We start from the raw sequence: 26,448 nt of genomic DNA, 5'->3' as shown, positions 1-26,448 counted from the left end.
GAGCCGCCCGCGTCGACATGACGTGGCGGCTCTTCAGCGGGGAGGATTACTCGCCGCGCGAGATCTTGATCATCTCGTCGCGCGGCACGACCTTGATGCGCGCGCGCTCGTGCGGGGCACCGAGGGCGACCTCGTGCTCGTCGAGGCGGTGCCAGCCGTCGAGGTCGGTCCAGCGCACGCCACGCTCCTCGAGCAGAGCCGGAATGGCGTCCTCCTCGGGGTGCTCGGGGCGCCACCACTCGGCCTGGTCGTTGATGACGTGGCGCACCGTCTCCATGGCATCCGACTTGGTGTGCCCAATGAGACCGACGGGGCCGCGCTTGATCCAGCCGGTCGCGTACAGACCCGGCATCCGCGAGTTCGAGTCGGCCGAGAGCACCTGGCCCTCGTGGTTGGGGATGACGCCGTGACGCTCGTCGAAGGGGATGTCCTTCAGAGGAGAGCCGAAGTAGCCGACGGCGCGGTAGATCGCCTGGATCGCGACCTCGCGGATCTCGCCGGTGCCGACGACCCCGCCCTCGGCGTCGGGCTTCGTGCGCTCGTACCGGAAGGCGGAGACCCGGCCCTCGTCGTCGGTGACGACCTCGAGCGGCTTCGCCCAGAAGTGCAGGTGCAGGCGACGCGACGCCTCGCCCCCGGCGTTGTTCACGCCCGGGCGGGTGCGCCACTGCTGCAGCACGCGGTCGATGACCTTGACCTGCTTGTTGGTCTCGATCGCGGTCTTCGAGGCCTCGTCGTAGTCGAAGTCCTCGTCGTAGACGACCATGTCGACGTCGCGCAGCTCGCCGAGCTCGCGCAGCTCGAGCGGAGTGAACTTCACCTGGGCGGGACCGCGACGACCGAAGACATGCACGTCGGTGATCGGCGAGGCCTTGAGCCCCTGGTACACGTTGTCGGGCACCTCGGTGGGCAGCAGGTCGTCGGCGTGCTTGGCCAGCATGCGGGTCACGTCGAGGGCGACGTTGCCGTTGCCGATCACGGCGACCGACTCGGCCTCGAGCGGCCACTCGCGCGGCACGTCGGGGTGGCCGTCGAACCAGCTGACGAAGTCGGCGGCGCCGTAGGAGCCCTTCGCGTCGATGCCGGGGATGTCGAGGTCGGCGTCGCGGATCGCGCCGGTCGAGAAGATGACCGCGTTGTAGTGCTTCTTGAGGTCGTCGAGGGTGATGTCCTCGCCGAAGCGCACGTTGCCGAAGATGCGGATGTCGCCGCGGTCGAGCACCTCGCGCAGGGCCGTGACGACACCCTTGATGCGCGGGTGGTCGGGGGCGACGCCGTAGCGGACGAGACCGTAGGGCGCGGGCAGCTGCTCGAACAGGTCGATGGAGACGTCGAACTGACGCTCGGACTTCAGCAGGATGTCGGCGGCGTAGATACCGGCGGGGCCGGCTCCGACGATGGCGAGGCGCAGCTTCGTCATGGGTTCCTCTCGATCGCGATCGGGGGGGGTGGAAAGGGTCAGGCCGAGCGGTCGGCCACGGCGCGGGCGAAGCGCGTCAGCGCCTCGCGCACGGCGCCGTCGGGAAGCGGCGCAAGGGCGTCGATCGCCTCTTGCGACCACTGGTGCGCGAGGCTCAGGGTCTCGTGCGTGGTCTCGTGGTCGCGCAGCTCGGCGAGCGGCGCGTCGAGGATCGACGGGTCGGCGCCGGCGGCGATGCGCTCCTGCCCCTCGTCGATGCGCGCGCGCAGATCGGCGGATGCCGCGTCGGAGCGGTGACCGAGAAGCAGGTAGGGCATGGTCGGCACGCCCGCGCGCAGGTCGGTGCCGGGTACCTTGCCCGTCTCGGACGGGTCGGGCGAGAGGTCGATCACGTCGTCGAGCAACTGGAAGGCGACACCCGCCTTCTCGCCGAAGACGACCATCGGCTCTTCGAACTCCTCGGGAGCCCCCGAGTAGATGACACCCGACTGCGCGGCCGCGGCGATCAGCGAACCGGTCTTGTCGGCGAGCACCTTGAGGTAGAAGTCGACGGGCTCGTCGCCCTCCTGCGGGCCCACGGTCTCGTGCATCTGCCCGAGCACGAGGCGCTCGAACGTGTCGGCCTGCAGCTGGATCGCGCGCTCCCCACGGCGGGCCATCAGCTGGCTCGCGCGGGCGAAGAGCAGGTCGCCGGTGAGGATGGCGATGTTGTTGCCCCAGACCGTCTGCGCGCTGGGGACGCCGCGGCGCTTGTCGGCGCCGTCCATGACGTCGTCGTGGTAGAGCGAACCGAGGTGCGTGAGCTCGAGCGCCGTGGCGACCTCGACGACCTCTTTCGTCGTGCCCTGACCGAGCTGCGCGGTGAGGATCGCGAGCATGGGCCGCACGCGCTTGCCGCCGGCCTCGTAGAGGTAGCGGGCGGTGACGTCGGCGAGCTTGTCGGCGCTGCGCACCTCGCCCTCGAGCTCGCTCTCGACCCGGGCGAGCCCCGCCTCGACGGTGCTGAGGAGGGTGCGCGAACGCAGGCCTGCGAAGATGCGGTCGCTCAGGCCCATCTTGCCGGACAGGCGCGAGCCTGCCGCGTGCGGTCTCGGGGTCACGGTTTCAGCCTATCCTGGCGCGGTCGCGGGCCGTCGCGGGTATCTCGACGGCTTGACAGTGGGCTCAGACGCCCGGGTTGATCCCGCGGTGCAGGGCCACGATGCCGAACGTGAGGTTGCGGTAGGCCACCTCGTCCCATCCCGCGTCGCGCATCCACTGCGCGAGCGTCGGCTGGTTCGGCCAGTCGCGGATCGACTCGTTGAGATAGTCGTAGGCCTCGGCGTTCGAGCTCACGGCCTTGGCCACGACGGGCAGCACCCGGCCGTTGTAGAAGCGGTACAGGCTGTTGAAGGCGCGCGACTGCGGGTGCGAGAACTCGCACACGACGATGCGCCCGCCGGGGCGGGTGACGCGGCGGAGTTCCCGCAGCGCGCGACGGGGGTCGTTGACGTTGCGCAGACCGAACGACATCGTCACCGCGTCGAACTCGCCGTCGGCGAACGGCAGGTCGGTGGCATCCGCCTGCACGAACTCGAGGTTCGGGACGTCGCCGTGGCGGCGTCGCCCCTCGGCGATCATGCCCTTGGAGAAGTCGGCCGCGACCACGTGCGCCCCGCTCGGCACGAACGCCATCGACGAGGTGCCGGTGCCCGCGGCGAGGTCGAGGATGCGCTCCCCCCGCTGCGGCGCGACGGCGCGCAGGGTCGCGACGCGCCAGAAGCGGTCGTTGCCGAGGCTCAGCACCGAATTGGTGCGGTCGTAGGCTGCCGCCACCTGGTCGAACATGCCGCTGACGCGCTGCGGGTCTTTACCGAGGTCGGCGCGGTTGGGGTCGCTGCTCACCCGTCGAGTCTAGGCGGGCTCCACCGCGTCGTCGCCGGGGCTTGCCAGAGCCGCGAGCCGGTGCAGCCACGGCCCGGTGACCTCGTCGTTGAACGGCGCCTCGCGCTCGCGCACGCGGCGCTCGAGGTCGCTCGCGGTGGCGTCGAGGTGCTGCACGATGTCGCTCGGGTAGCCGTAGCGCACGCGGTGCTCGTCCCACTCGTCGCGGTCGTCGATCCACGTGCCCCGCTCGTCGGTGCGGCGCACCACGTCGAGGTCCATGTCGATGCCGCGGGGCACCCCGTCGTCGTGCCAGCGGATGTCCCACGCCAGGTCGATGTACACCGCGACCGGGTGGGGGTCGGCGTTGTGCGTGAACGCCCAGTCGCCGCTCGCGGGCACGAGGGTCACGTTGGGCTGACGGCACACGAACTCCGCGCCCGGGCGGGCGCTGCGCCACCCGACCTGCTGGCCGAACCACTCGCCCCAGGCGTCGGAGCCGAGGTACACGCTGTCCTGCACCCAGTGCGGGGAGCCGTCCCATTTGCGCCACTCGAACATCAGCCGGGTGCCGGGTGCGGGTCGAGGATCCATGTTCGGAGTCTAAAACGCGCTCCGACGGGGGTCGGCGCATCCTCCTCCCGACACAACGCAGGAATTCCGAGGCGCTCTCCTCGCCCGGGAGCAGCCTGGACCGCCCGCCGGGACGATTCCCCTGCGTCGTGCACGCCCCGTCGCCTCGACGCCGTAGCATCCGGATGCCGTGCACCTCCGGGCCGGCGAGTGCGGGTCTACGCTGGCAGGCGTGCTGGAACCCGCGGATGACGTCGTGCCGCGCCTGCGCGTGGTCACGCGCGAGCTGCCCCCCATGGACGACGTGCTAGCCTACACCACCCCTTACGACCCGCTGTTCTGGAGCCGTCGCGGGGAGTCACTCGCGGCCTTCGGCGACCTGCTGACCCTGCGCTACACCGGCGCGCAGCCGGGCGACGCCACGATCTCGGAGCGCTGGCGCGCGATCGCCGCGGCCGCCGAGGTCGACGACCCGGTGCAGTTGCCCGGTTCGGGTCTGGTGGCGTTCGGCTCGTTCGTCTTCGACCCCGAGTCCGAGCGCGAGAACGTGCTGCGCGTGCCCGGCATGATCGTCGGCCGCCACAGCGGACGGGCGTGGGTCACGCGGCTCGCCTTTGATGACACCCCCGACGAGCCCGAGCCCGAGCTGCCTCCGCGCTCGCCCTTCGGTCCGCACTGGTCGGCGACGCTGGGCCCGGGCCGCCAGACGGCGGAGAAGTATCAGGATGCCGTGCGCCAGGCGATCGAGGCGATCGGCCGGCGCGAGGTGGGAAAGGTCGTGCTCGCCCGCGACATCACGGGCACGATCCCGGCGGGTTCCGACCTGCGCCGGCTGGTGCGGTCGCTGCTCGAGGGCTATCCCGACTGCTGGGTCTTCGCGGTCGACGGACTCATCGGGGCGAGCCCCGAGACGCTGGTGACGGTGTCGAACGGGACGGTCTCGGCGCGGGTCCTCGCGGGGACGGTCGCGCGCGGCGGCGACGCCGACGCCGACGTGGCGGCGGCCATCGGACTCACCCGCAGCACCAAAGACCAGGACGAGCACCGCTTCGCCGTGCAGAGCGTGCTGAAGGCGCTCGGCCCGCACACCTCATCGCTCGCGGCCGAGGATCAGCCGTTCACGCTGAAGCTGCCGAACGTGTGGCATCTCGCCACCGACGTCGAGGGCGTGCTGAGCGAAGACGCCTCGTCGCTCGACCTGCTCGGGGTGCTCCACCCCACGGCCGCGGTGGCGGGGACCCCGACTCCCGCGGCGATGGACGTCATCCGCCGGCTCGAGCCCTTCGACCGGGGCCGCTACGCCGGCGCGGTCGGGTGGACGGCCGCCTCGGGCGACGGCGAGTGGGCGATCGCGCTGCGCTGTGCGCAGATCGACCGGTCCGCCCCCTCCTCGCCGACCGCACCGATCACGGCCTACGCCGGCGCCGGAATCGTGGCCGACAGCGTGCCCGAGTCGGAGCTGCTCGAGACGCGGGTGAAGTTCCGCCCCATCGTCGAGGCGCTCGCCTGAGTCAGGACTCTGCGAGCCGCTTCTTCTCCGCCTCGACGTCGTAGTCGGCCGCGGGCCACTGCGGGTCGATCTGCTCGAGGGCGTCGATGAGCAGGCGCTGCACCGCGAGGCGGGCGTACCACTTACGATCGGCGGGAACCACGTGCCAGGGCGCCAGGGGCGTCGACGTGCGCTCGATCGCCACCTGGTAGGCGTCCATGTACGAGTCCCACAGTTCGCGCTCGTCGACGTCGCCCGGGTTGTACTTCCAGTGCTTGTCGGGGCGGTCGAGCCGTTCGGCAAGGCGCTCGCGCTGCTCGTCCTTCGAGATGTGCAGCATGACCTTGACCACGCGGATGCCCATCTCGGCGGCCTGCGCCTCGAACGCCACGATCGCGCCGTAGCGCCGCTCGATCTCGTCGGCGGGGGCGAGCGAGCGTACCCGGCCGATGAGCACGTCCTCGTAGTGCGAGCGGTCGAAGACGCCGATGCGCCCGGCATCCGGGAGCCTCTTCTCGATGCGCCAGAGGAAGTCGTGCGCGAGCTCTTCGGCGGTCGGCTTCTTGAACGAGGCGAGCTCCACCCCCTGCGGGGCGACCGCCCCCACGACGTGACGGACGATGCCGCCCTTGCCCGCGGTGTCCATCGCCTGCAGCACGAGCAGCACTGATCCGGTCGCCGTGCCCGCGACGCTCTGCGCGAAGAGGCGCTCCTGCAGAGCCTCGAGCGGGGCGCGACCGGCCTCGAGGTCTGCCTTCCCGTCGTCCTTGTCGCCGTCGTATCCCGGGGTCGAGCGGGGGTCGACGTCGGCGAGGCGGAACCCGGGCTCGACGCTCAGGGCGGCGGCGGCGGGCGTGGACCAGCGGTTCTTCGAGCTCATGGGGTCATGCTGCCGCGGCATCCGGGATCATCGCCACCCGTTGACGGAGCGGACTCAGCGCGGAAGGGGGACCTCGATCAGCTGCCGACCACCGGTGGGGGCGGTGAGCACCTGGTCGAGCGCGACGCGCGTGGTGCAACGGTGGTACTCCCAGCCGAACGCGAGGGCGAGCTGCTCGAGGCGTGCGGTGTGCGGGGTGTACTGCACGCGCGTCATGGCGTCGTCGCCTGCGACCGAGGCGACCTCGAGTCCGTCGAAGATCGTGCCGCCGCCGTCGTTGCCGACCACGACCTGCAGGCGCGGCTCGTGCTCGCCGGGGGGAAGCATCAGCGCGCCCATGTCGTGGAGGAAGGCGAGATCGCCGAGCAGCAGACGGGTGACGCCGGGCCGATCGTCGACCTGGCTCGCGAGGGCGATCCCGGTCGCGGTCGCGATGGTGCCGTCGATGCCCGCCAGCCCCCGGTTGGAGTGCACGGCGACCTTCTTGCCGCCCAGCAGTTCGTCGGCCACGCGCACGATGCGCGACGACCCGAAGACGAGCCGGTCGTGCGGCCAGCTCGCGCGCCAGAGGGCATCGACGAGAGCGGCGCGGTCGATGGGGGCGCGCATCACCTCGACCTCGGCGTTCAGGGCGCCCAGACGCTCGTGCGGCACGGCCGAGGCGAGGCCGTCGGCGTCGGGGGCGGGCGGAGACAGATCCACCAGGTGCGCGCGCGAGGCGCGCATCCACGCCCCGAGCCACTCGCGATCGGGGGCCCCGTCGCCCACGCGCACCGCGTCGACCGCGACCGTCGACCCGTTGAGGTTGATTGGTTCACCCGGTCCGCGCACGGCGAGCACCTCGGCGTCGTCGCGCATGAGCAGACGCGTCACCTGGCGGCTGAGGGTGGGCCGACCGAACACCACGACGCGTTCGATGCGTCCGCCGAGCTCGGGGTCGTCGAGCAGCGCGCGGTAGCCGTGCACGATCTGGCGGCCGAAACGCGCGCCGCTGACGATCTCCGCGACCAACGGGAAGCCGCCGTCGTGGGCGAACTGCTCGGCGGCCGCTCCGGCGTCGGCGCCGGCGACGACGATCGTGCGCAGCCCGAGTTCGACGGGGTGCGGGCCTTCGGCGTCGGGCGCGACATCGGCTTCACCGATGCCCCCGCCGCCCTGGTACAGGGCACCGGATCCGTCGTCCTCGCCGGACTCGTCGGCCGCGACGGCTTCGGCGATGATCCCGGATGCCGCCCGCTCCGCCAGCCATGACGGAGACGCCCCCGCGAGGGGTTCGCGGAAGGGGACATTCAGGTGCACGGGCCCGGCCGCGCGGGAGCCCTCGCCGAGGGCCGCCGCGAGCGTGTCGGCGGCGACCGCGTCGAGGGCGATGCTCTGCTCGCTCGACCCGTCGTCGTCGACGAGCTCGGGCACGGCCAGATCGGCCTCGAAGCGCACGGCGGACCGGAAGAGACCGGGCTGACGGGTGGTCTGGTTAGCCCCGACGCCGCGGAGCTCAGGCGGGCGATCGGCGGTGAGCAGCACGAGCGGCACCCCCGCGTGGTGGGCCTCCAGCACGGCGGGCACCAGGTTGGCCACCGCGGTGCCCGAGGTGCAGACGACCGCGGCGGGGATCCCGGTCTCACGGCCGATGCCGAGGGCGGTGAAGCCGGCGACGCGTTCGTCGATGCGCACGTGCAGCTCGATCAGGCCGGCGCGCTCGAGGTCGGCGGCGACGAGGGCCAGGGCCTGCGAGCGCGAGCCCGGGCTGACCACGACGTGGCGCACGCCACGCGAGACGAGACCGGCGAGCAGGGCCGCCGCGGCATCGGTGGCGGGCGCGGCGGAACGCACGGTGTCGGAGACCACGGTTCAGCCGACGGCGCCGCGCTGACCGCGGGTGTCGTCGTCGCCGGTTCCGGGGGTGCCGGGGGCTCCGGAGCCCTTCTCGGGCGTCTCGCCCTGACCGGTCGCCTTCTGGGGCGGAGCCGGGTCGTCGGCCTCGGAGTCGAGCTGCGCCAGCTCCTCTTCGAGACGGCGGATGCGCTCGTCCTGCTCGGCACGGGCCGAGGCGGTCATGCGGCCGAGGAACTCGGGGTCGTCGTCGGGGGCACGTCGCACCACGGTGTTCGTCGCACGTCCGCGGCCGATCAGGAACCAGAGGATGCCGCCGAGGACGGGGAGCAGGATGACGATCGCCAGCCACGCGGGCTTGTTCACACCGCGGTGGCGGGACGGATTCTGCACGGCGCAATCCACGATCGTGTAGACCCAGAAGACGGTCGCCACGAGCGCCAAGATGAGAAGCAACCGTGCCATGACCCGAGTCTACGTGCGTCGGCTGGACAGCGGCCCGGAGTCGGCGGTCCACTTCACCGTCGAACCACCCGGACTCGGGTGCCGACCCTCCGCCGTAGAATCGAAGGATGCGTGCTCGTTCGGCCCTCGTCTACACGGTCCTGCGACTCCTCGCATTCCTCGTGCCCCTCGGCATCCTGCTGCTGTTCCCGGTGTTCCAGGAACTGCCGTGGCTCGCGGCGATCTTCGCCGCCCTGATCGGCTTCAGCCTGTCGCTGCTGTTCCTGCGCCGCCCGCTCGACATGGTCACCGGGGGTCTCGCTGAGCGTCGCGCCCAGCGCACCGCCACGGGCCGCCGCTCCGGAGCCGAGAGCGACGCCGACGCCGAAGACGCGGTCGTCGACGCGGCCCGCCCCGACGACGAGCCTCGCGCCGACCTCCGCTGAGCTTCAGCCCGCCACGAACGCCCAGAACAGCAGGGCGCTGGCCCGGCGGTCAACCGCGGGCGATCCTGCGGGTGAATGCTCCGATGAGCATGCGGGTCCTGACCGGGCCTTCCGGGCCGCGTCGAATCAAGCGAGTCGGGTGCGAGCTCCCCGGCACGCCCGCGGTGCCGGCAGGAGAGGCCGCATTCGTCGATGATCAAATGCACACATGCGCCCGACGCGGCGCCGCCGATCATTCCCGGTCGGCGACTTTCCCGCCGGAATGGATCCTCATGCTCGAAACCGACACGACCGCAGCACCGTCTTCGTCGCGCGGCGACATCGCACGGCGTACCGTCCTGACCACCGCAGCGTGGGCGGTGCCTGCCGTCGCGCTGACGACAGCCTCGCCCGCATTCGCGGTGTCCGGGGCACGTCTGACGTCGATCTCCGTGCCGAACAATTGCGTGCCCGCCGCAGGGGCCACGACCGTGACGGTGACCGTCGCGAATGACTCGGGTGCGCCGGTGGCGGGTCAGACCGTGTCGTTCGCCGGCCCTTCCGGCGCGGTGTTCTCGCCGACGACCACGACGACGGACTCCTCCGGCACAGCCACGACCTCCTTCGACCTGAACAAGCGTTGGGCTTCTCCCGGGTCGACAACGACGATCACCGCGACGGTGAACGGGGCCAGCCAGTCGGCGACCCCTACGGTGCTGGGTGCGAACGCCCTGGTCTTCGGGCAGAACCACACCTCGACCCCCACGCAGATCGAGCTGGTCTTCCCCTCGCCGATCGTGAAGATGACCAGCGGCATCGACCTCAGCACCGAGGGGAGCACGTTCTTCGCCCTCGCTCTTCTGCAGAACGGCACCGTGTGGGCGAAGGGATCGAACCAGTACGGCCAGCTCGGCGACGGGACGACGACGAACCGGTCCACATGGGCACAGATCTCCGGTCTCTCCAGCGTGACCCAGATCGCTGCAGGGCAGCAGACGGTGGTCGCCCTGCAGTCGGATGGCACCGTGTGGAACTGGGGAAAGATCAGTCGTAACGGAGGGCCCGTCGACGTGTCGCGGCCCGTTCAGGTGTCGGGGCTGTCGGGAGTCACGCAGATCGCCGTCGCGCCCGGCCTTCAGGCGCAGTACCCTGCGGCGTCCTTCGCTCTTCTCAGCGACGGCTCGGTCAAGGCGTGGGGCACCAACACGAACGGTATGACGGGGACGGACGCAGGATCGAACAACCCCTGGACGCCGACGCAGGTGACCGGACTGACGTCGGGCGTGAAGAGTATCGGCGCGGGTGGCGTCCACGGAGGAGCGGTGCTCTCCGACGGGTCGGTACGAACATGGGGATGGAACCGGAATGGACAGCTCGCCGACGGCTCCACGACTGACCGAGAAGGTCCTGTATCGGCTCAGGGGCTGACGACGAGTGCCACCCTCTTCGCCGGCGGCTTCTTCTGCTCATTCGCCGCCCAAGCGGACGGCTCACTTCGAAGCACCGGCGCGGGAACGTACAACGCGCGCTCCGGGCCGAGTCTCACGTTCCAGGGAGTTCCCGAGCTGACCTCGGGGGTATCCCGCGTCTCCCTCAACTGCGATGCCGGTTATGCGCTCATGAACGACGGAAGCGTCCGCACGTGGGGGAACAACAACAACGGCCAATTGGGTGACGGGACGACCACTTCCCGGAGCACTCCGACAGCACTCACGACAATCCCCTCCGGTGTTACGGTCACGGGGTTCGCCGATAACGGCAAGAGCGCGCGCACGATGTATCTCATCACCGGCACGAGCTGAGGACGGCGTCGAAACGGGCCGCGTGAGCTTCCGCTCCGCGGCCCGTTTCGGTGCCCTCTTCAGCCCGCCACGAACGCCCAGAACAGCAGAGCGCCGTACGCGACCGAGGTGAAGCTCGTGACCTGCAGCGCGGTGATCAGCTCGCGCGGGGTCCGGTAGGTCCAGACGATGAGGATCGCCGCAAGTCCGCCCAACAGCGCGATGAGCGTGAGCCACGCGACCGGGTAGAACACGGCGAGAAACACCGCGATCCCGAACGGGATCAGCACGAACAGCGTGAAGAGCACCTGCGTCGCGCGGCGCCCGATGAGCACCGACAGCGTGCGCTTTCCCGCGAGGCGGTCCTGGTCGATGTCGCGCAGGTTGTTGGCGAGCAGCACCGCGCAGGCGAGGAGTCCCGCGGCCACCGCCCCGAACCAGGCCTCCTGCGGGAGCGACAGCACCTGCAGCCAGGTCGTGCCGAGGGTGGCGACCAGGCCGAAGAAGACGAAGACGAAGATCTCGCCCATCGCGTTGTAACCGTAGGGGCGCTTTCCGCCGGTGTAGAACCACGCCGCGACGATGCACAGCGCTCCGACGAGGATGAGCCACCACTGACCCGTGCGGATCACGAGGGCGAGACCGATGACCGCGGCGAGCGCGAAGAACCCCAGCGCGACGACGAGCACCGTCCGCGGCTTCGCCTTCTTGCCCCCGGTCAGGCGTCCCGGGCCCACGCGCACGTCGTCGGTGCCGCGGATGCCGTCGGAGTAGTCGTTGGCGTAGTTGACGCCGATCTGCAGCGCGAAGGCGACGGCGAGGCACGCGAGGGCGATCACCCAATGCAGCTGATCGTCGACCAGCGTCGCAGCGCCCGTCCCGATCAGCACCGGGGTGATGGCCAGCGGCAACGTGCGCAGGCGAGCGGCGGCGATCCAGTCGCGCGCGGTCGCTTTGGCGACGGCCTGCGGAGCGCCGCTCTTCGGCTTCTGCGGATTGCCGCCGGGATGACGCTTCTTGGCGGTGTTCGAACGCTTACGAGAGGGAGCTGCCACGGAGGGTCATCCTAATCCCGCGCGCCGGTCGCGCCGGTCTCGGCCAGTCGCCGCAGGGCCGCACGGTCGGGCTTTCCGGAGGTGAGAGTCGGCAGTTCGTCGACCGCGATGACCCGTGCCGGACGAGCCGGCGCGCCCACCGCCTCGCCGACCGCCCGGCGCACGCGTTCGAGCACCTCGCTCTCGTCGACGACGGAGAGCCCGGGGATCACCACGGCGGATCCCTGGCCCCAGGTGGCATCCGGGATCGGAACCACCACGGCGGATTCGAGACCCCGGATGCCGCGCACCGCGGCCTCCACGCGATCGAGCGACACGTTGACCCCGCCCGAGACGATGACGTTGTCGAGGCGTCCCGTCACCTGCAGCACCCCGTCGACGATCTCTCCCCCGTCGCCGGTGCGGTACCAGCGGGTGCCGTCGGCCTCGACGGGGAAGACGGAGGCCGTGCGCGCCGGGTCGTCGAGATAGCCATCGGCGAGAGTGGGGCCCGACAACTGCACCTCGCCCGCGACGATGCGCATGCCGACGCCGTCGAGCGGGACGCCGTCGTAGACGCACCCGCCGCTGGTCTCGCTCGAGCCGTAGGTGCGCACGATCCGCGCCCCGACCTCTGCGGCGCGCTCCCGCACCGCGGGGGCGAGCGCCTGGCCACCGATGAGGATCGCCTCGAACGACCGCAGCGCCTGGGCGACCGTGTCGTCATGCTCGGCGGCGTCGAGCAACCGCTGCAGTTGGGCGGGGACGAGTGAGGTGTAGGTCGGAACCCGCGCACCGTCGAGGTGCGAGGCCATGCCGAGGGCCGCCGCCGCGAACGGCTCGGCGCGGAAGGGCCCCGCCACCACGGCGGGCTCGCGATCGGCGAGCAGCGCGCGCACGATCACCTGCACCCCCGCGACGTAGGTCGCCGGCACCGCGAGCAGCCAGGCCCCCTCGCCGAGGCGCGCGGCCGTGGCATACGCGCTGCTGATCAGGGCGTTGCGCGAGATCACCACCGACTTCGGCACGCCCGTCGAACCCGACGTGGTCACCACCGCGGCCGTGCCCGCGGGGGCTTCGCGCGGCGCCGCGTCTCCCCCGAGGGCAACGGCGGGACCTGCGCCGAGCACGGCTGAGCGCAGCGCGCGGAGCACGTCGCGGGGATCCCCGGATGCCGGCGGCTCGAGCCTCACGCGTGCGACCCGGCGCTCAGTAGTGCCACGGCACGTCGGACCAGTCGGGGTCGCGCTTCTCGAGGAACGAGTCGCGCCCCTCGGCCGCTTCGTCGGTGCCGTACGCCAGGCGCGTGGCTTCGCCGGCGAACAGCTGCTGGCCCACGAGTCCGTCGTCGACCGCATTGAAGGCGTACTTGAGCATGCGGATCGCGGTGGGCGACTTCGTCAGGATCGTGCGCGCCATCGAGAGGGCTTCGCGCTCGAGCTCGGCGTGCGGCACGACGCGGTTGACCGCGCCCATCTCGTACGCGCGCTCGGCGGAGTACTCCTCGGCGAGGAAGAAGATCTCGCGGGCGAACTTCTGGCCGATCTGCCGCGCGAAGTAGGCCGAGCCGTAGCCGGCGTCGAACGAGCCGACATCGGCATCCGTCTGCTTGAAACGACCGTGCTCGGCGCTCGCGATCGACAGGTCGCACACGACGTTGAGCGAGTGCCCGCCGCCGGCCGCCCAGCCCGGGACGACGGCGATGACGACCTTCGGCATGAAGCGGATCAACCGCTGCACCTCGAGGATGTGCAGGCGACCCGCGCGACCCGGATCGTGCACCGTGGTCTCGTCGGTGGAGTACTTGTAGCCGTCGCGACCGCGGATGCGCTGGTCGCCGCCGGAGCAGAACGCCCAGCCGCCGTCTTTCGGACTCGGGCCGTTGCCGGTGAGCAGCACGACGCCGATGCGGTGGTCCTGCCGCGCGATGTCGAGGGCGCGGTACAGCTCGTCGACCGTGTGCGGGCGGAAGGCGTTGCGCACCTCGGGTCGATCGAAGGCGATGCGCGCGACCCGGCCGTCGTGCGTGACGTGGGCGGTGATGTCGGTGTAGTCCTCGGCGCCGGGCGCCAGGGTCCATTCCGCGGGGTCGAAGAGCTCGGAGACGGTCACCCGTTCAGCCTACGCGCGGGCGTTCCACGCACCGGCGGCACGCAACCCGAGCGCGGCGTCCCGAGCAAGTTCTTTACAGCTCGCATGCAAATTGTGCGAAGGTAGACACGCGAGAATTTCACCTAGATACGGCCCATTTTGTCTTCAAGACGCAAATAGTTCTCTCCGCTACCGCAAAACAGGAGCAGCGTGCCAGGCAAGTACACCATCCCGAGACTCGATTTCGGCTCCGATCTCGTCGCGACGCTGTTCGAGATCGAGAGACTGCGCGCGGACATCGGAACGGGCGACACGCCTTACGACACGTACGTCGAGCTGCACCGCCTCTTCGATTTTGTGATGAGCGTGGTGTCGGCTCGTATCGAGGGTAATCACACCACCGTCTACGAGGCCATTGAACGGACCGACTCTCAGTCGGATCCCCAGCGCGAGATCACGAACATCGCCGCGGCGGTGCGCTTCATCGATGAGCTCGACGCGCACACTCCACTGACCCACGCCCTCGTGCGGGAACTCCACCAGCGCGTCGTTGCTGATCTCGTCCGTGAGGGCGACCCCACTCCCGGCGCGTACCGCGATGTCGAGGTCGGGATCGTCGAGTCGGACCACAGGCCTCCCAGCTGGGTCACGGTTCACGCGGAGATGAGCGCCCTCCTCGACTTCGCCAACGAGGATCGTCCGCTGCACGAGCAGATGCTCCAGATCGCCATCGCCCACCACCGCTTCGTGTGGATTCACCCTTTCCGCAACGGGAACGGGCGCGTCTCACGCCTCTTCACCTACGCGATGCTGCGCAAGACCGTCTTCGCGACGCGGGGTTACAGCGCGCTCAATCCGACCGCGGTGTTCGGGAACGACCGGGACTCGTACATCTCGGCGCTCGAGGCCGCCGACGACCTCTCGGACGTCGGCACGATCGCGTGGGCGGAGTACTTCGTCACGGGCATCCGCGATGACATCGCGAGGCTCGTGGACTTGCAACAGCATGCGTTCGTCATCGATCAGGTCGTCGCCCCGGCTCTCGATGGTCTCCGACGGGACGGGTTGGTATCGAGCCAGGAGCATGATGCGCTGCGCATCGCGCTGGAACGGGGCGTCATCAAGTCGGGTGATCTGGAAGACGTCGTCCCGGGCTCTCCCTCATATCGCTCACGGTTCATACGAGGACTACGGGAACGACACTTTCTCCAGCAAGCGGAGGAGGGCCCGCGCTTCTACAGACTGTCCTTGGCTCGAGGCCCCATCGCTCTTCGGCTCATCCGTCGGCTCGATGTATTGGGATACCTCCCCCGAATGCTCGCCGACGACTGACGCCGAGGCACGTTGTGCTCGACGTGTCCGTCCGCCGTCGGTAGCCTGGACGACCCCGACGATCGGAGTCAGCATGACGAAGAAGGTGTCGATCCTGGGCCGCATCCGCGAATACTTCGTCGGAGCGCCCTCGCATGACCAGTCCGAAGACGCGCGCCGCTCGATGAACCACCAGAGCGAGACCGCGTACTACGCCGGCGAAGCCGCGAAGACCTGGACGGGCACGTCCGGCGGCGCACAGTTCAAACCGTGAGCCGCTGCGGCGCCCCGAGGAGATCGGGGCGCCGCATCGCTCACGCGTTCTTGCTGTCGCGCCAGCGCAGCCAGCGCTCGACGAGCGAGTAGTCCCACTCGGGGCCCGAGAAGCCGAGCGTGAAAAGGCGGGTCCCGGCGTCGAAGAGGGCGTCGGCCACGTCTTCGTCGCGGTCCTTGAGCTCGTTCGAGACGACCAGGCCCGACAGGTCGCGCTGCTCGGTCTCGGCCCAGCGCTCGATGACCTCGAACTTGTGCGGCAGCTCGTCGGGAGTGACGAAGCTGTGCCAGATGTCGGCGTGACGCGCGACCATGCGCAGCGTCTTCTGCTCGCCCTTGCCGCCGATCATCACGGGGATCTTGCGGGTGGGGGCGGGGTTGAGCTTGCCCCAGCGGTCGACGACACGGTCGAGGTCGGCGGCGAGCGCGTTCAGCCTGGAACCGGCCGTGCCGAAGTCGTAGCCGTACTCGTCGTAGTCGCGCTGGAACCAGCCCGAACCCGTGCCGAAGATGAAGCGGCCGGTGTCGCCGCCCTTCTTGCTGATGTGGTCGACGGTACGGGCCATGTCGGCCTGCAGGTCGGCGTTGCGATAGCTGTTGCAGTTGACGAGGGCGCCGAACTCGACGCGCTCGGTCTGCTCGGCCCAGGCCGACAGCATCGTCCACGCCTCGAAGTGCTCGCCGTCGGGGTCTCCGTAGAGCGGGAAGAAATGGTCCCAGTTGAACAGGACGTCGACGCCCATCTCTTCGAGACGGAAGACGGCGTCGCGGATGTCGGAGTACTGCACGTGCTGCGGCTGGATCTGCACACCGAGCCGGACGGGGGTATCGAAGAGCATGGCGTCAGCCTATGCCCGCCCTCCGACACCGGGGCGGGTGGATTCCCCGCGCCGAGGCACGTACCGTGGAGAGGCCAGACGATCGGAGTCATCATGACGAAGAAGATGTCGAGGCTCGCGCGAGTGCGCGATTACCTGTTCGGCCCGCGACGCACGCACGAGCAGTCGGAGGCCGCGAAGGAGTCGCTCGAGTCGACCCCCGACCTGTCCTCGTACACGGTTGAACGTCAGACGTTCTGGTTCGGCGGGTTCGGCGGCGGCGGACCGCGCTGAGCGGCAGGATGAGGGCATGAGCACCGTCGCCCTCCCCCCTCTCGCCGACGTCCTCGCGACGGCGCGGGTCGTCGCCCTCCCCCTGGCCGCGCGGTTCCGCGGAGTCGAGACGCGCGAAGCCCTCGTCTTCGAGGGTCCCGAGGGCTGGACGGAGTTCTCGCCCTTCGTCGAGTACGCCGACGCCGAGGCCGCGACCTGGCTGGCGGGGGCGATCGACTACGGATGGCGCGCGTCGCCGGCACCTGTGCGCGACGCGGTCGGGGTGAACGCCACGATGCCCGCCGTCGCGGCATCCGAGGTCGCGCGGATCCTCGCGAGGTTCGACGGATGCCGCACGGTCAAGGTCAAGGTCGCCGAGCCCGGTCAGCACCTCGCCGATGACGTCGCACGGGTGCACGCGGTGCGCGAGGCGCTGGGCCCCGAGGGCCGCGTGCGGGTCGATGCGAACGCGGCGTGGACCGTCGACGAGGCCGAGCGTGCGGTGCACGCGCTCGCGGAGTTCGACCTCGAGTACGTGGAACAGCCCTGCGCCGAGGTCGACGAGCTCGCGCAGCTGCGCGAGCGCATTGCCTACCTCGACATCCCGATCGCCGCCGACGAGAGCGTGCGCAAGGCGGCCGACCCCCTGCGGGTCGCGCGCTCGGGCGCAGCCGATCTGCTGGTCGTCAAGGCGCAGCCGCTGGGCGGAGTGCACGCCGCGCGCGAGATCGTGTCGCAGGCGGGGCTTCCGGTGGTCGTCTCGAGCGCCCTCGACACCTCGATCGGCCTGTCGATGGGGGTCGCGCTCGCGGCATCGATGCCCGAGCTCGACTACGACTGCGGTCTCGCGACCGCCTCGCTCTTCACCGCCGACGTGGTGGCGTCTCCGCTGCGCGCCGCGGGCGGATTCCTGTCGCTCGAGCGACCGCGACCGACCGGCGCCGAGCTCGACCGGGTCGCCGCGGCCGACGATCGCCGCGACTGGTGGATCGAGCGCCTGCGTCGCTGCTACGCGCTGCTCGAGGTCACTCGAGGATGAGGCGCACGAGCTGTTCGAGCCGGGCGCCGAGGGCGGCGCGCGTGGCCGCGGGAGTCTGACGCGTCATCAGCGCCGTCTCGGCCGTCGACACCCACGCCGACAGCAGTAGCTCGGTCGCCGTCTCGGCCGAGACCCGCAGCGACAGCCCGCGCACCTGCGCGATGTCGGTGACCAATTGGGTGACGCTCTCGCCCAGGGCCCGGTTGAGGGCGAGGTAGGCCTCGGCGAACTCGGGGTTGCGCAGTGCCTGCACGCGGATCTCCGCGCCCAGCAGCACGTCGAGCCGGTCGTCGCCGGTCACCTCGAGCACCTGCTGCACGAGCTGCAGCACCTCGCCCGTGGCATCCAGCCCCCGATCCTCGATCGAGGTGACCCGCTCGCGCACGGCGGCGACGGTGGTCTCGGCAGACCGGGCGCAGAGGGCGAGGAACAGCTCCTCCTTCGAGCCGAAGTTCGAGTAGAAGGCTCCGCGCGTGAATCCGGCGCGCTCGCAGATGGCCTCGACCGATGCGGCCTCGATGCCGATCTCGGCGAACATCTCGGCGGCGGCGTCCATCAGGCGCGTGCGCGTGTTCTCGCGACGGCGTGACGGTGCGGGGGCGGTGTCGGTCATCCGCGTCCTCCTGTTTCTGGGGGGAGATTCAGCTTCGAGCCCTCCCCTGACGACTACGATACATTGATGTATCCGATACGGTGATGTATCGACCCGTTCACCGATCGTGGGAGCCGCCGTGTCGACATTCCTGTACACCCTGGGTCGCTGGTCGTTCCGTCACCCCTGGCGCGTGCTGAGCGCCTGGTTGCTCATCCTCGTGCTCGCCGGCGGCGGCGTCGCCCTGCTCGCGAAGGGCACCGACAACACCTTCACCATCCCCGGCACCGAGTCGCAGGCCGGCCTCGAGATGCTCGGACGAACCTTCCCCCAGGTCAGCGGCGCGAGCGCCGAGATCATCGTCGTCTCGGCCGACGGCGCGAAGGTGACCGACCCCGAGTACCAGAGCGCCATCCAGAAGACGACGGGCGACATCTCCGACCTCGACTTCGTCGAGGCCGTCACCGACCCCTATGACTCCCAGATCTCGGGCGGCATCTCCGACGACGACCGCGCCGCGATCGTGCGCATCCAGTTCTCGGGCGAGGCGACGGCGGTCCCCCCGGCGACCGAAGACGGACTGCGCGAGGCCGCCACCGCTCTCGGCGACGCCCTGCCCAGCGGCTCGCAGGCCGTGCTCGGTGGGCAGCTGTTCGCTACCGAGATCCCCGGCGCCTCGATCACCGAGGCGCTCGGCGTGGTCATCGCCGCCCTCGTGCTCATGGTGACGTTCCGCTCGTTCCTCGTGGCCGGGATGCCGCTGGCCACCGCGATCCTGGGTGTGGCGCTCTCGATCGGGCTCATCTTCATCGCGACCGGCTTCGCGACGGTGTCGTCGACGACTCCGCTGCTGGCGGTGATGCTGGGCCTGGCGGTCGGCATCGACTACGCGCTGTTCATCGTCTCTCGACATCAGGATCAGACGCGCGCCGGCATGGACCCCGAGGAGTCCACCGCCCGCGCGGTCGGCACCGCCGGCTCCGCGGTCGTCTTCGCCGGCATCACGGTGCTCATCGCCCTCATCGGCCTGGGCTTCGCCGGCATCCCCTTCCTCACCACGATGGGCATCGCCGCCTCGGTCGCCGTCGCGATCGCCGTGTGTGTCGGCCTCACCCTCACCCCCGCGTTCCTCGGCTTCGCCGGACACCGCGTCGTCGGCTGGGGCTACAAGAAGCAGAAGAAGCGCTCCCGCACGGCCTCCGCCGAAGACGACGCCGCGGCTGCGGAAGAGGCCGCCGCCGAGAGCCTGCGCCGCGCCTCCACGGCGGCCGTGCGCGCCCAGCGCAACGGGCCCGCCAAGCGCTGGGTCGGCCTTGTCACCCGGCATCCGGTCATCACCACCGTCGCCGTCGTCGGCCTGCTGGGCGTCACCGCCATCCCGGCGGCCTCGCTCGCCCTCACGCTGCCCAACGCCGGACAGCTGCCGAAGGGCGACGAGGCGCGCGTCGCCTACGAGCTGACCGACGAGTACTTCGGCCCCGGCGCCAACGGTCCGCTCATCATGACCGGCACGATCGTCACCTCCGACGACCCGCTCACCCTGATGAAGGACATCGGCGACGAGATCGCCAAGATCCCGGGCGTCGCCGAGGTGGCCCTCGCCACCCCGAACGCCACCGCCGACACCGGCATCGTGCAGATCGTGCCCGAGACCGCGCCCGACGACCCGCGCACCGCCGACCTCGTGCGCGAGCTGCGCGCGGCCGAGCCCCGCCTGTACGACGAGTTCGGCGTGCACCTGCTCGTCACCGGCTACACCGCCGTCACCATCGATATCTCCGACCAGCTCGGCGCCGCCCTGCTGCCGTTCGGGCTGTTCGTGGTGGGGCTGTCGCTCGTGCTGCTGATGATCGTGTTCCGTTCTATCTGGGTGCCGCTGACCGCCGCCGGCGGATACCTGCTGTCGGTCGCCGCCTCGTTCGGCGTCGTCGCCGCGGTGTTCGAGTGGGGCTGGTTCGCCGATGCCCTGCACGTGGCCAAGGTCGGACCCATCATCAGCTTCATGCCCATCGTCGTGATGGGCGTGCTGTTCGGCCTCGCGATGGACTACCAGGTGTTCCTCGTCTCGCGCATGCGCGAGGACTACGTGCACGCCAAGCGCGAGGGTCGCACCCCCCGTGAGGTCGCGCTCGGTGCCGTCCGCAGCGGTTTCGTGGGCTCGGCCCGCGTGGTCGTGGCTGCCGCCGTGATCATGTTCGCGGTCTTCGTCGCGTTCGTGCCCGAGGGCGACTCGAGCCTCAAGCCCATCGCGCTGGGCCTCGCCGTCGGCGTCGCGGTCGACGCGTTCCTCGTGCGCATGACCCTCGTGCCCGCGATCCTCGCCCTGCTCGGCGCGAAGGCCTGGTGGATGCCGCGCTGGCTCGACCGGATCCTGCCCAAGCTCGACGTCGAGGGCGAAGCCGTCGAGCGCGAGGTGCACCTGGCCGACTGGCCGTCGGGCGCGCCGGTCGCGATCGCGGCCGAAGACCTGCAGACGATCGTGGCGACGGATGCCGAGGAGCCGGTGTTCCGCGACGTCGCGGTGCGACTGCCGTACGGCGGCACGCTGCTGGTCACCGGCGAGACGCGCACCACCCGCACGCTGCTGCTGACCCTGGCCGGGCGTCTGTCGAAGATCGAGGGGCGCCTGCGCGTCGACGGGCTCCTCGTGCCCGAGCGAGCGGGAGCCGTGCGCGCCCGCGTCGGCGTCGCCCTGCTCGACGACCCGATCAGGGCGCGCTCCGACGTCGCCGAGGCCGTCGCCCGCGGAACCCGCATCGTCGTGATCTCCGACGTCGACCGGCTCGACGACGACACCCGTGACGACGTCGCCGAGGTGCTGCGCCTCGCCGCGACCGAGGCGCGCGAGCGCAGCGGCGACGACGACTCCCCGTTCACGCTCATCGTCTCGGCCCGCGACGAACGGCGGGCCCTCGCCCTGCTGTCCGCCGCCCAGCGGCCCGACGTGACGTCGCTCCCCCTCGCGACGCCGCGCCGCCCCCGCCCCGAACCCGAAACCTTCGCCGATCTCTCCGAGGTGTTCGCATGACTCTCCCCGTCGAGCGCTCCCGCTCGCGCCGCCCCGTCACCTGGCTGACCCTCACCGGCGTGCTCCTGCTGCCCGCGGTGATCGGCGGCATCCTGGTCGGTGCCCTCTACAACCCCACCGACCGCCTCGACAACATCACGGCCGCGATCGTCAACGACGACAAGGCCGTCGAGCTGAACGGGCAGCTGGTCCCCCTCGGGCGCCAGCTCACCGGCGGCCTGGTCAAGGGCGCCGACGACCAGCCGAGCAACATCGACTGGGTCATCTCGAACGACGACGACGCGGCCGCGGGCCTGGCCGACGGCACCTACACCGCCGTCGTCACGATCCCCGAGAACTTCACCGCCGCCTCGCTCTCGACCCGCCCCGGAGAGACGCCCGAGAAGGCGACCATCGGCGTGCAGACGGCGCCCGACGCCCGCGTGGTCGACGGCGCGATCACCGCGCAGCTGGCATCCACCGCCTCCTCCGTCTTCGGCAGCACGCTGTCGTCGCAGTACCTCAAGAACGTGTTCCTCGGCTTCACCAGCCTCAGCGACCAGCTCGGCACGGCGGCGAGCGGAGCCCACCAGCTCGCCGACGGCGCCTCGCAGGCCGCCACCGGCGCCGGGAGCCTGCGCGACGGCCTCGGTCAGCTCTCGAGCGGAGCTTCGCAGCTCGCCGACGGCGCCGGCCAGCTCGCCGCGGGCACCGGGCCCCTCGCCGACGGCGCCGGCCAGCTCGCCACGGGAGCCACCGCCCTCGCCGGCGGAACGCGCGACGCCGCCGCCGGAGTCGACAAGCTCGCGGGGGGAGCCGACGGCGTCGCCGCGGGCAACCAGCAGCTCGCGACGCAGATCAACGGCCTCGCCGACCAGATCCCACCCGGCTTCGCCGACGACGCCGCCGCGCTGTCGAAGGCCGCGCCGCAGGTCAACCAGGCGCTCGTCGACGCCGCCGCCGCGCTGCAGAAGGCCGCCGAGGAGTGCACCGGCACACCCGAGCAGTGCCAGGCCCTGCGCACCGCCGCCGCCGAGGCGAAGAAGGCGCTCCCCCAGGCCACCGAGACGGTCACGAAGATCGGCGACCTCGCCGGTCAAGCGTCTCAGCTGCCCGCCGGCATCCGCGCGATCGCCGCCGCCAACCAGCAGCTCGCCGACGGCGCGACCGGCCTCGCCGGAGGAGCGCGCGAAGCGGCATCCGGACTCACCACCATCGCGGGCGGCATCGACGGCCTCTCCGGCGGGGCGACGAAGATCGCCGACGGCACGCGACAGCTCGGCACCGGAGCGGCCGCCCTCAGCTCGGGCGCCTCGCAGGTGGCATCCGGGATCTCGGGCGCCGAGACCGGAGCCGCCCAGCTCACCGACGGCGTGAGCCAGGTCGCGACCGGAACGGGCTCGCTCGCCGACGGTCTCGACAAGGCCGTCGCGCAGCTGCCGACCTACACCGACGCCCAAGCGACGAACCTCGCCGACGTCGTGGCCGATCCCGTCTCGGCGACCGGGGCCAGCGACTCGCTGTTCGGCCTCGCCGCGGTACCGCTGCTGGCCATGGCCGTGCTGTGGTTCGGCGGGCTGGCGTCGTTCGTGGCGTTCCAGGCCGTGTCGGCACGCGCGCTGACCAGCCGTCGCCCCTCGGCGCTGGTCGCCCTGCGCGGGTTCGCGCCCGCCGCGCTCGTCGGCGCGGTGCAGGGCGTGCTGGTCGCCGGCGTCGTGCAGATCGCGTCGAAGTACGACTGGGGCGACTGGGCGCTGTTCGCCCTTGTCTGCGTCGCCGCAGGCATCGCGTTCGCCGCTGTGCACCAGGCCCTCGTCGCCCTCTTCGGCGGAGCGGGCCGTTGGATCGCCGCCGTCATCGGCGCCCTCGCGCTCGGGGCGAGCATCGTCTCGACCGTGCCGCCGGCCCTGGCCGCCGCCGCCTCGCTGCTGCCCACCGCCCCCGCCTACGACGCGATGCTCGGCGCCCTGTCGTCGTCGGGCGGCGTGGCCGCGGGCGTGGCCGGATTCGTGGTGTGGGCAGTGCTGTCGCTGCTGGTGACCACGCTGGTGGTCGTGCGCCGACGCACGACGACGACCCGCGCCGCCGCCCAGCCGGTCTGATCTCGGCGCGGCGCGGGCCGCCCGGCGCGTCGCGCTCACGTCGAGTCGCCTCGCGTCGCGCGTGCGGCGCAGGGATGCCGCGCCGAAAAGCCTGTTGAGCGTCCAAAACACGCCGCATGCGATTTGTGGACACGGCATGTCCTGGACACTCAGTGGGGGGTCTGTGGGACTCAGACGGCTCCTCCACACGGCGCGGATTCGCCGGGCGGCTGTGGGTCGCCACCGACGCACGACGAGATGCGGCGTGTTTCGGACACTCAACAGTCGGGGAGCCCGGCGCTCCAGCGGAGCGCTCGTTGAGTGTCCAGGAAACGCCGCAACGTGTGACGAGATGCGGCGTGTTTAGGACGCTCAACAGGTGGTGAGCCCGGCACCCGCGCTCGACCCGCGCCGCGCAACACCCCGCACACGCGCAACACTCCGCACACGCGAGACGCCCCGCACACGCGAGAGGGCCCGCCCGGCGCGATGCCGGACGGGCCCTCGAGCACGAAGGCCGCGCGTCAGGTCGTCAGACCGCTGTACGCGTGCAGGCCCTTGAAGAAGACGTTGACGATCGTGAAGTTGAACAGCACCGCGGTGAAGCCGATGATCGACAACCACGCCGAGCGGGTGCCGCGCCAGCCGCGGGTCGCGCGGGCGTGGATGTATCCGGCGTAGAGCACCCAGATGACGAAGGTCCAGACTTCCTTGGTGTCGAAGCCCCAGAAGCGACCCCACGCGTCGTTGGCCCAGATGGATCCGGCGATGAGAGTGAAGGTCCAGAAGATGAAGCCGACGATCGCGAAGCGGTAGGCCAGCGACTCGAGCGCCTCGGCGTTCGGCACGGTGCGCAAGAAGCTGCGCTTCGGCTCGGCATCCACCGGGGCGTCGACGAGCTTGCGCTCCCGACGGGTCTGGATGAGCTGCACGACCGACAACCCGAACGCGAGGGCGAACAGGGCGGTCGCGAGGCTCGCGACGAACACGTGCACGACGAGCCACACCGACTTCAGCGGGTCGGCGAGGGGCACGACGTCGACGTGGAACGCCAGGGTCGCGCCACCGAGCAGCAGCACCGCGAGTCCGGTCATCAGCGATCCGAGGAAGCGCAGGTCGTAGCGGGTCAGCACGGCCAGGTACACCGCGATGATCAGCAGCAGGCCCGTCATGGCGAACTCGTACATGTTCGACCACGGCACGCGCTCGGCGGCGATGCCGCGCAAAACGGTCGCGACCAGGTGGAACACGAAGCCGAGCGCCGTCAGCACCGTCCCCAGTCGCGCCCAGAGGTACCGCGGCTTGGACGGAGCGGGGGCGGATGCCGATGTCCCGGCCGATGCGGAGATGACTCCTCCGCCGCCCGCGGTCACGAGCTCGCGAGCCACGACCTCGTCTTTCGCCTTGAGCGCGAGGTCGCTGCGCCGAGCGAGGTCGATGGCGTAGGCGATGAACGCCAGCACGTAGATGGTGACCGCCGTCCACACCAGGAGGAGGGAGATCTCATCGAGGAGAAGCGGGTCGGTTCCGGTCATGGTGTCAGTCTACTTTTCCGGTGTCGGGGTGGGTCGAAGAAACAACGGCGCCGTGCTTGTCTGCGAGCTGGTCGACGGCGGAGGCCAGCGTCGGGTCTTCACCGCGCGCGAGGCCGGCGTACTCGACGAGCACGGTGTCGCCCTTCGGGGTCGCCTTGACCCACATGCGCCGGCGCGGCACGAACAGCGCCGCGAGCAGTCCGAACAGCGCGAGCAGCGCGAAGCCGAGCACCCAGGGACCGGCGAGGTCGCGGTGGATCGACAGCGAGGCGAAGCGCTTGACCGACTGCTCGTAGCCCGTGGCGCCCGCGGGGGCCTCGTTCTCGAACGTGATGGTGCCGAGGCCGTTGGGCAGGTCTTCGGTCTGGCCGGGCATGAGCTGCAGCGCCGGGGTGCCGCTGTCGCCGCCGGCGATCTGGGTCATCTTCGAGGGGTCGAGGGTGTACACCGAGCGCGGGGTGCCGTCGTCGATGCCGAGGTCGCCCTCGTACACGCGCAGCGTCAGCGTCGGGTACTCGAGGCCGCCATAGGTGGAGGTCAGCGCTCCGGAGTCGAGCACGTCCATCGTCGGGTAGAAGAACCCGAGCAGACCGAGCTGTTGCGGCAGGCCGTCGGCGACCTTGATGACGCCGAGCGAGGTCATGTTGGCGTCCTGCGGCAGGAAGGCGATCGAGTCGTGGAAGACCTCTTTGCCGTCGGCGTCGCGGATCGTCACGGTCGGCGCGTAGCCGTTGCCGAGCAGGTAGACGCGGTCGCCCTGCACGTCGAGCGGGTGGTTGACGCGCACCTCGCCGTCCTGCGCGTCTTGCCCGGGGGCCTGGGTGGTCACGTGGGCGATGAAGTCGCCGGCCTGGCCCGAGCCGGGCTGGCCGGGCGGCACGTAGCTGACGTCGAACTTGTCGAGCGTGATCGAGTAGGGCGTCAGGGTGTCGCCGCCGACGAAGCGGCCCGGGTTGAACGAGGAGTAGTCGAGCAGGCTGTTGGCGAACGCCTGGCCCTCGACGAGCACGCGCTGGCCCGTGTAGGTGAATCCGCCGCCGACGCCGACGGCCACGAGCACGCCCACGAGGGCGGCGTGGAAGACGAGGTTCCCGGTCTCACGCAGGTATCCGCGCTCGGCCGACACCGAGAAGGTGCCCCGACCGTCGTAGCGCGCGACGCGGTAGCCGCTCTTGCGCAGCTGCGCGGCAGCGCTCTCGACGGCGGCTGCCGCCGCGGCATCCGCATCTCCCTCCACCGAGAACGAACGCTCGCGGTGGTCGTCGAGGCGCGACAGGCGGGCGGGCGTGCGCGGGGGCTGCGAGCGCAGCGCCTTCCAGTGGTGCTTGGTGCGCGGCAGCACGCAGCCGATCAGCGAGATGAACAGCAGCAGGTAGATGGCCGAGAACCACGGCGAGCTGTACACGTCGAACAGGCTGAGCTTGTCGAGCACCGGCGCGAGGTCGGGGTTGTCGGTGAAGTACTGCGTGACGCCGTTCGGGTCGGCGGTGCGCTGCGGCACGAGCGAGCCGGGGACGGCGGCGATCGCGAGCAGGAGCAGCAGCACCAGCGCGGTGCGCATGCTGGTCAGCTGGCGCCATCCCCAGCGCAGCCATCCGACGGCACCGAGGCGCGGCTGGGTGATCTCCTCGCCGTCGCCGTCGGCGTGGTCGGACGGACGCAGCGGGTCGGTCATGGTGTTCCCTC

General features: G+C 70.8%; 23 protein-coding genes and 1 pseudogene. 10 read left to right on the top strand and 14 right to left on the bottom strand.

Features of this window, described 5'->3' with window-relative positions:
* Positions 1–46: 46 nt before the first annotated feature.
* The 4 genes from LPW41_RS12820 to LPW41_RS12805 form a co-directional block, all read right to left on the bottom strand.
* A complete protein-coding gene (locus tag LPW41_RS12820) occupies positions 47–1,420 on the bottom strand; it encodes an FAD-dependent oxidoreductase (protein ID WP_230705034.1) in 1,374 nt (457 codons plus the stop codon).
* A gap of 38 nt (positions 1,421–1,458) precedes the next feature.
* The gene (locus LPW41_RS12815) at positions 1,459–2,475 is read right to left on the bottom strand and encodes a polyprenyl synthetase family protein (protein ID WP_230705187.1); all 1,017 of its coding nucleotides are present in this window, start codon (positions 2,473–2,475) and stop codon (positions 1,459–1,461) included.
* Between the two features lie 109 nt (positions 2,476–2,584).
* Entirely contained in the window at positions 2,585–3,304 is a 720-nt protein-coding gene (locus LPW41_RS12810; protein WP_144832493.1) for a demethylmenaquinone methyltransferase, read from the bottom strand.
* Positions 3,305–3,313: 9 nt separating this feature from the next.
* A complete protein-coding gene (locus LPW41_RS12805) occupies positions 3,314–3,877 on the bottom strand; it encodes a DUF402 domain-containing protein (protein ID WP_154097300.1) in 564 nt (187 codons plus the stop codon).
* Positions 3,878–4,151: 274 nt separating this feature from the next.
* Between LPW41_RS12805 and LPW41_RS12800 the strand changes: the two genes are divergently transcribed.
* Positions 4,152–5,366: an isochorismate synthase MenF gene (locus LPW41_RS12800; RefSeq protein ID WP_144833107.1), complete on the top strand. Its 1,215-nt coding sequence runs from the start codon at positions 4,152–4,154 to the stop codon at positions 5,364–5,366.
* 1 nt (position 5,367) lies between these two features.
* Here LPW41_RS12800 and LPW41_RS12795 read toward each other — a convergent pair whose 3' ends face one another.
* Genes LPW41_RS12795 through LPW41_RS12785 form a run of 3 tightly spaced genes read right to left on the bottom strand, consistent with a single transcriptional unit; the run spans position 5,368 to position 8,523 of the window.
* Positions 5,368–6,225: a PPK2 family polyphosphate kinase gene (locus LPW41_RS12795; protein ID WP_230705033.1), complete on the bottom strand. Its 858-nt coding sequence runs from the start codon at positions 6,223–6,225 to the stop codon at positions 5,368–5,370.
* Positions 6,226–6,279: 54 nt separating this feature from the next.
* Positions 6,280–8,073 (bottom strand): 2-succinyl-5-enolpyruvyl-6-hydroxy-3-cyclohexene-1-carboxylic-acid synthase, encoded by a 1,794-nt coding sequence (gene menD, locus LPW41_RS12790; RefSeq protein ID WP_144832484.1) that lies wholly within the window; start codon positions 8,071–8,073, stop codon positions 6,280–6,282.
* A 3-nt stretch (positions 8,074–8,076) separates the two neighbouring features.
* Positions 8,077–8,523, bottom strand: coding sequence for a PLDc N-terminal domain-containing protein (locus LPW41_RS12785; RefSeq protein WP_144832481.1), 447 nt, complete (start codon positions 8,521–8,523; stop codon positions 8,077–8,079).
* Between the two features lie 107 nt (positions 8,524–8,630).
* Between LPW41_RS12785 and LPW41_RS12780 the strand changes: the two genes are divergently transcribed.
* The 3 genes and pseudogenes from LPW41_RS12780 to LPW41_RS17095 all read left to right on the top strand — a co-directional run bounded on the left by LPW41_RS12780 (position 8,631) and on the right by LPW41_RS17095 (position 10,729).
* A complete protein-coding gene (locus tag LPW41_RS12780; protein WP_154097299.1) occupies positions 8,631–8,948 on the top strand; it encodes a DUF4229 domain-containing protein in 318 nt (105 codons plus the stop codon).
* Between the two features lie 83 nt (positions 8,949–9,031).
* Positions 9,032–9,877 (top strand): annotated as a pseudogene (locus LPW41_RS17175) (Ig-like domain-containing protein); the annotation flags it as partial.
* Positions 9,878–9,895: 18 nt separating this feature from the next.
* Positions 9,896–10,729, top strand: a complete 834-nt coding sequence (locus tag LPW41_RS17095) for a hypothetical protein (RefSeq protein WP_230705031.1) — start codon at positions 9,896–9,898, stop codon at positions 10,727–10,729.
* Positions 10,730–10,788: 59 nt separating this feature from the next.
* Here the strand turns inward: LPW41_RS17095 and LPW41_RS12765 are convergent, their stop codons facing one another.
* Genes LPW41_RS12765 through LPW41_RS12755 form a run of 3 tightly spaced genes read right to left on the bottom strand, consistent with a single transcriptional unit; the run spans position 10,789 to position 13,854 of the window.
* On the bottom strand, positions 10,789–11,763 hold the full coding sequence (locus LPW41_RS12765; RefSeq protein WP_144832476.1) for a 1,4-dihydroxy-2-naphthoate polyprenyltransferase: 975 nt from the start codon (positions 11,761–11,763) through the stop codon (positions 10,789–10,791).
* Positions 11,764–11,774: 11 nt separating this feature from the next.
* Positions 11,775–12,935: an AMP-binding protein gene (locus LPW41_RS12760; RefSeq protein ID WP_144832473.1), complete on the bottom strand. Its 1,161-nt coding sequence runs from the start codon at positions 12,933–12,935 to the stop codon at positions 11,775–11,777.
* Positions 12,936–12,951: 16 nt separating this feature from the next.
* On the bottom strand, positions 12,952–13,854 hold the full coding sequence (locus tag LPW41_RS12755; protein WP_144832470.1) for a 1,4-dihydroxy-2-naphthoyl-CoA synthase: 903 nt from the start codon (positions 13,852–13,854) through the stop codon (positions 12,952–12,954).
* A gap of 189 nt (positions 13,855–14,043) precedes the next feature.
* On the opposite strand from LPW41_RS12755, the gene LPW41_RS12750 reads away from it, so the two are divergent.
* Both LPW41_RS12750 and LPW41_RS12745 read left to right on the top strand, forming a co-directional pair.
* The gene (locus LPW41_RS12750) at positions 14,044–15,165 is read left to right on the top strand and encodes a Fic family protein (protein ID WP_144832467.1); all 1,122 of its coding nucleotides are present in this window, start codon (positions 14,044–14,046) and stop codon (positions 15,163–15,165) included.
* Between the two features lie 73 nt (positions 15,166–15,238).
* Positions 15,239–15,418, top strand: a complete 180-nt coding sequence (locus tag LPW41_RS12745; protein ID WP_144832464.1) for a hypothetical protein — start codon at positions 15,239–15,241, stop codon at positions 15,416–15,418.
* Between the two features lie 40 nt (positions 15,419–15,458).
* Here LPW41_RS12745 and LPW41_RS12740 read toward each other — a convergent pair whose 3' ends face one another.
* Positions 15,459–16,256: an LLM class F420-dependent oxidoreductase gene (locus tag LPW41_RS12740; protein WP_230705030.1), complete on the bottom strand. Its 798-nt coding sequence runs from the start codon at positions 16,254–16,256 to the stop codon at positions 15,459–15,461.
* Positions 16,257–16,349: 93 nt separating this feature from the next.
* Between LPW41_RS12740 and LPW41_RS12735 the strand changes: the two genes are divergently transcribed.
* Positions 16,350–16,529, top strand: a complete 180-nt coding sequence (locus LPW41_RS12735) for a hypothetical protein (protein ID WP_230705029.1) — start codon at positions 16,350–16,352, stop codon at positions 16,527–16,529.
* Between the two features lie 16 nt (positions 16,530–16,545).
* Positions 16,546–17,547 (top strand): o-succinylbenzoate synthase, encoded by a 1,002-nt coding sequence (locus tag LPW41_RS12730; RefSeq protein WP_230705028.1) that lies wholly within the window; start codon positions 16,546–16,548, stop codon positions 17,545–17,547.
* Here LPW41_RS12730 and LPW41_RS12725 read toward each other — a convergent pair.
* On the bottom strand, positions 17,534–18,160 hold the full coding sequence (locus LPW41_RS12725; RefSeq protein ID WP_144832451.1) for a TetR/AcrR family transcriptional regulator: 627 nt from the start codon (positions 18,158–18,160) through the stop codon (positions 17,534–17,536). The two genes, LPW41_RS12730 and LPW41_RS12725, sit on opposite strands and share 14 nt — an antisense overlap.
* A gap of 118 nt (positions 18,161–18,278) precedes the next feature.
* Here LPW41_RS12725 and LPW41_RS12720 point away from each other — a divergent pair, with 118 nt between their 5' ends.
* Positions 18,279–21,167: an MMPL family transporter gene (locus tag LPW41_RS12720; RefSeq protein ID WP_144832448.1), complete on the top strand. Its 2,889-nt coding sequence runs from the start codon at positions 18,279–18,281 to the stop codon at positions 21,165–21,167.
* The gene (locus LPW41_RS12715) at positions 21,164–23,248 is read left to right on the top strand and encodes a YhgE/Pip domain-containing protein (protein ID WP_144832444.1); all 2,085 of its coding nucleotides are present in this window, start codon (positions 21,164–21,166) and stop codon (positions 23,246–23,248) included. The genes LPW41_RS12720 and LPW41_RS12715 overlap by 4 nt, the downstream gene beginning before the upstream one ends.
* 503 nt (positions 23,249–23,751) lie before the next feature.
* On the opposite strand, the gene ccsB is transcribed toward LPW41_RS12715, so the two are convergent.
* Both ccsB and LPW41_RS12705 read right to left on the bottom strand, forming a co-directional pair.
* Positions 23,752–24,762, bottom strand: coding sequence for a c-type cytochrome biogenesis protein CcsB (ccsB, locus tag LPW41_RS12710; protein ID WP_154097295.1), 1,011 nt, complete (start codon positions 24,760–24,762; stop codon positions 23,752–23,754).
* Positions 24,763–24,766: 4 nt separating this feature from the next.
* Complete coding sequence (locus tag LPW41_RS12705; RefSeq protein WP_154097294.1) at positions 24,767–26,437, bottom strand: cytochrome c biogenesis protein ResB; 1,671 nt, start codon at positions 26,435–26,437, stop codon at positions 24,767–24,769.
* Between the last annotated feature and the right edge of the window lie 11 nt (positions 26,438–26,448).

Origin of the sequence: Microbacterium sp. JC 701 (genome assembly GCF_021026215.1) — a bacterium.
In the GTDB taxonomy this organism is placed as follows: domain Bacteria; phylum Actinomycetota; class Actinomycetes; order Actinomycetales; family Microbacteriaceae; genus Microbacterium; species Microbacterium algihabitans.
Note: the sequence above shows the minus strand (reverse complement) of the source record. Positions and strands in the feature narration are given on the sequence as shown.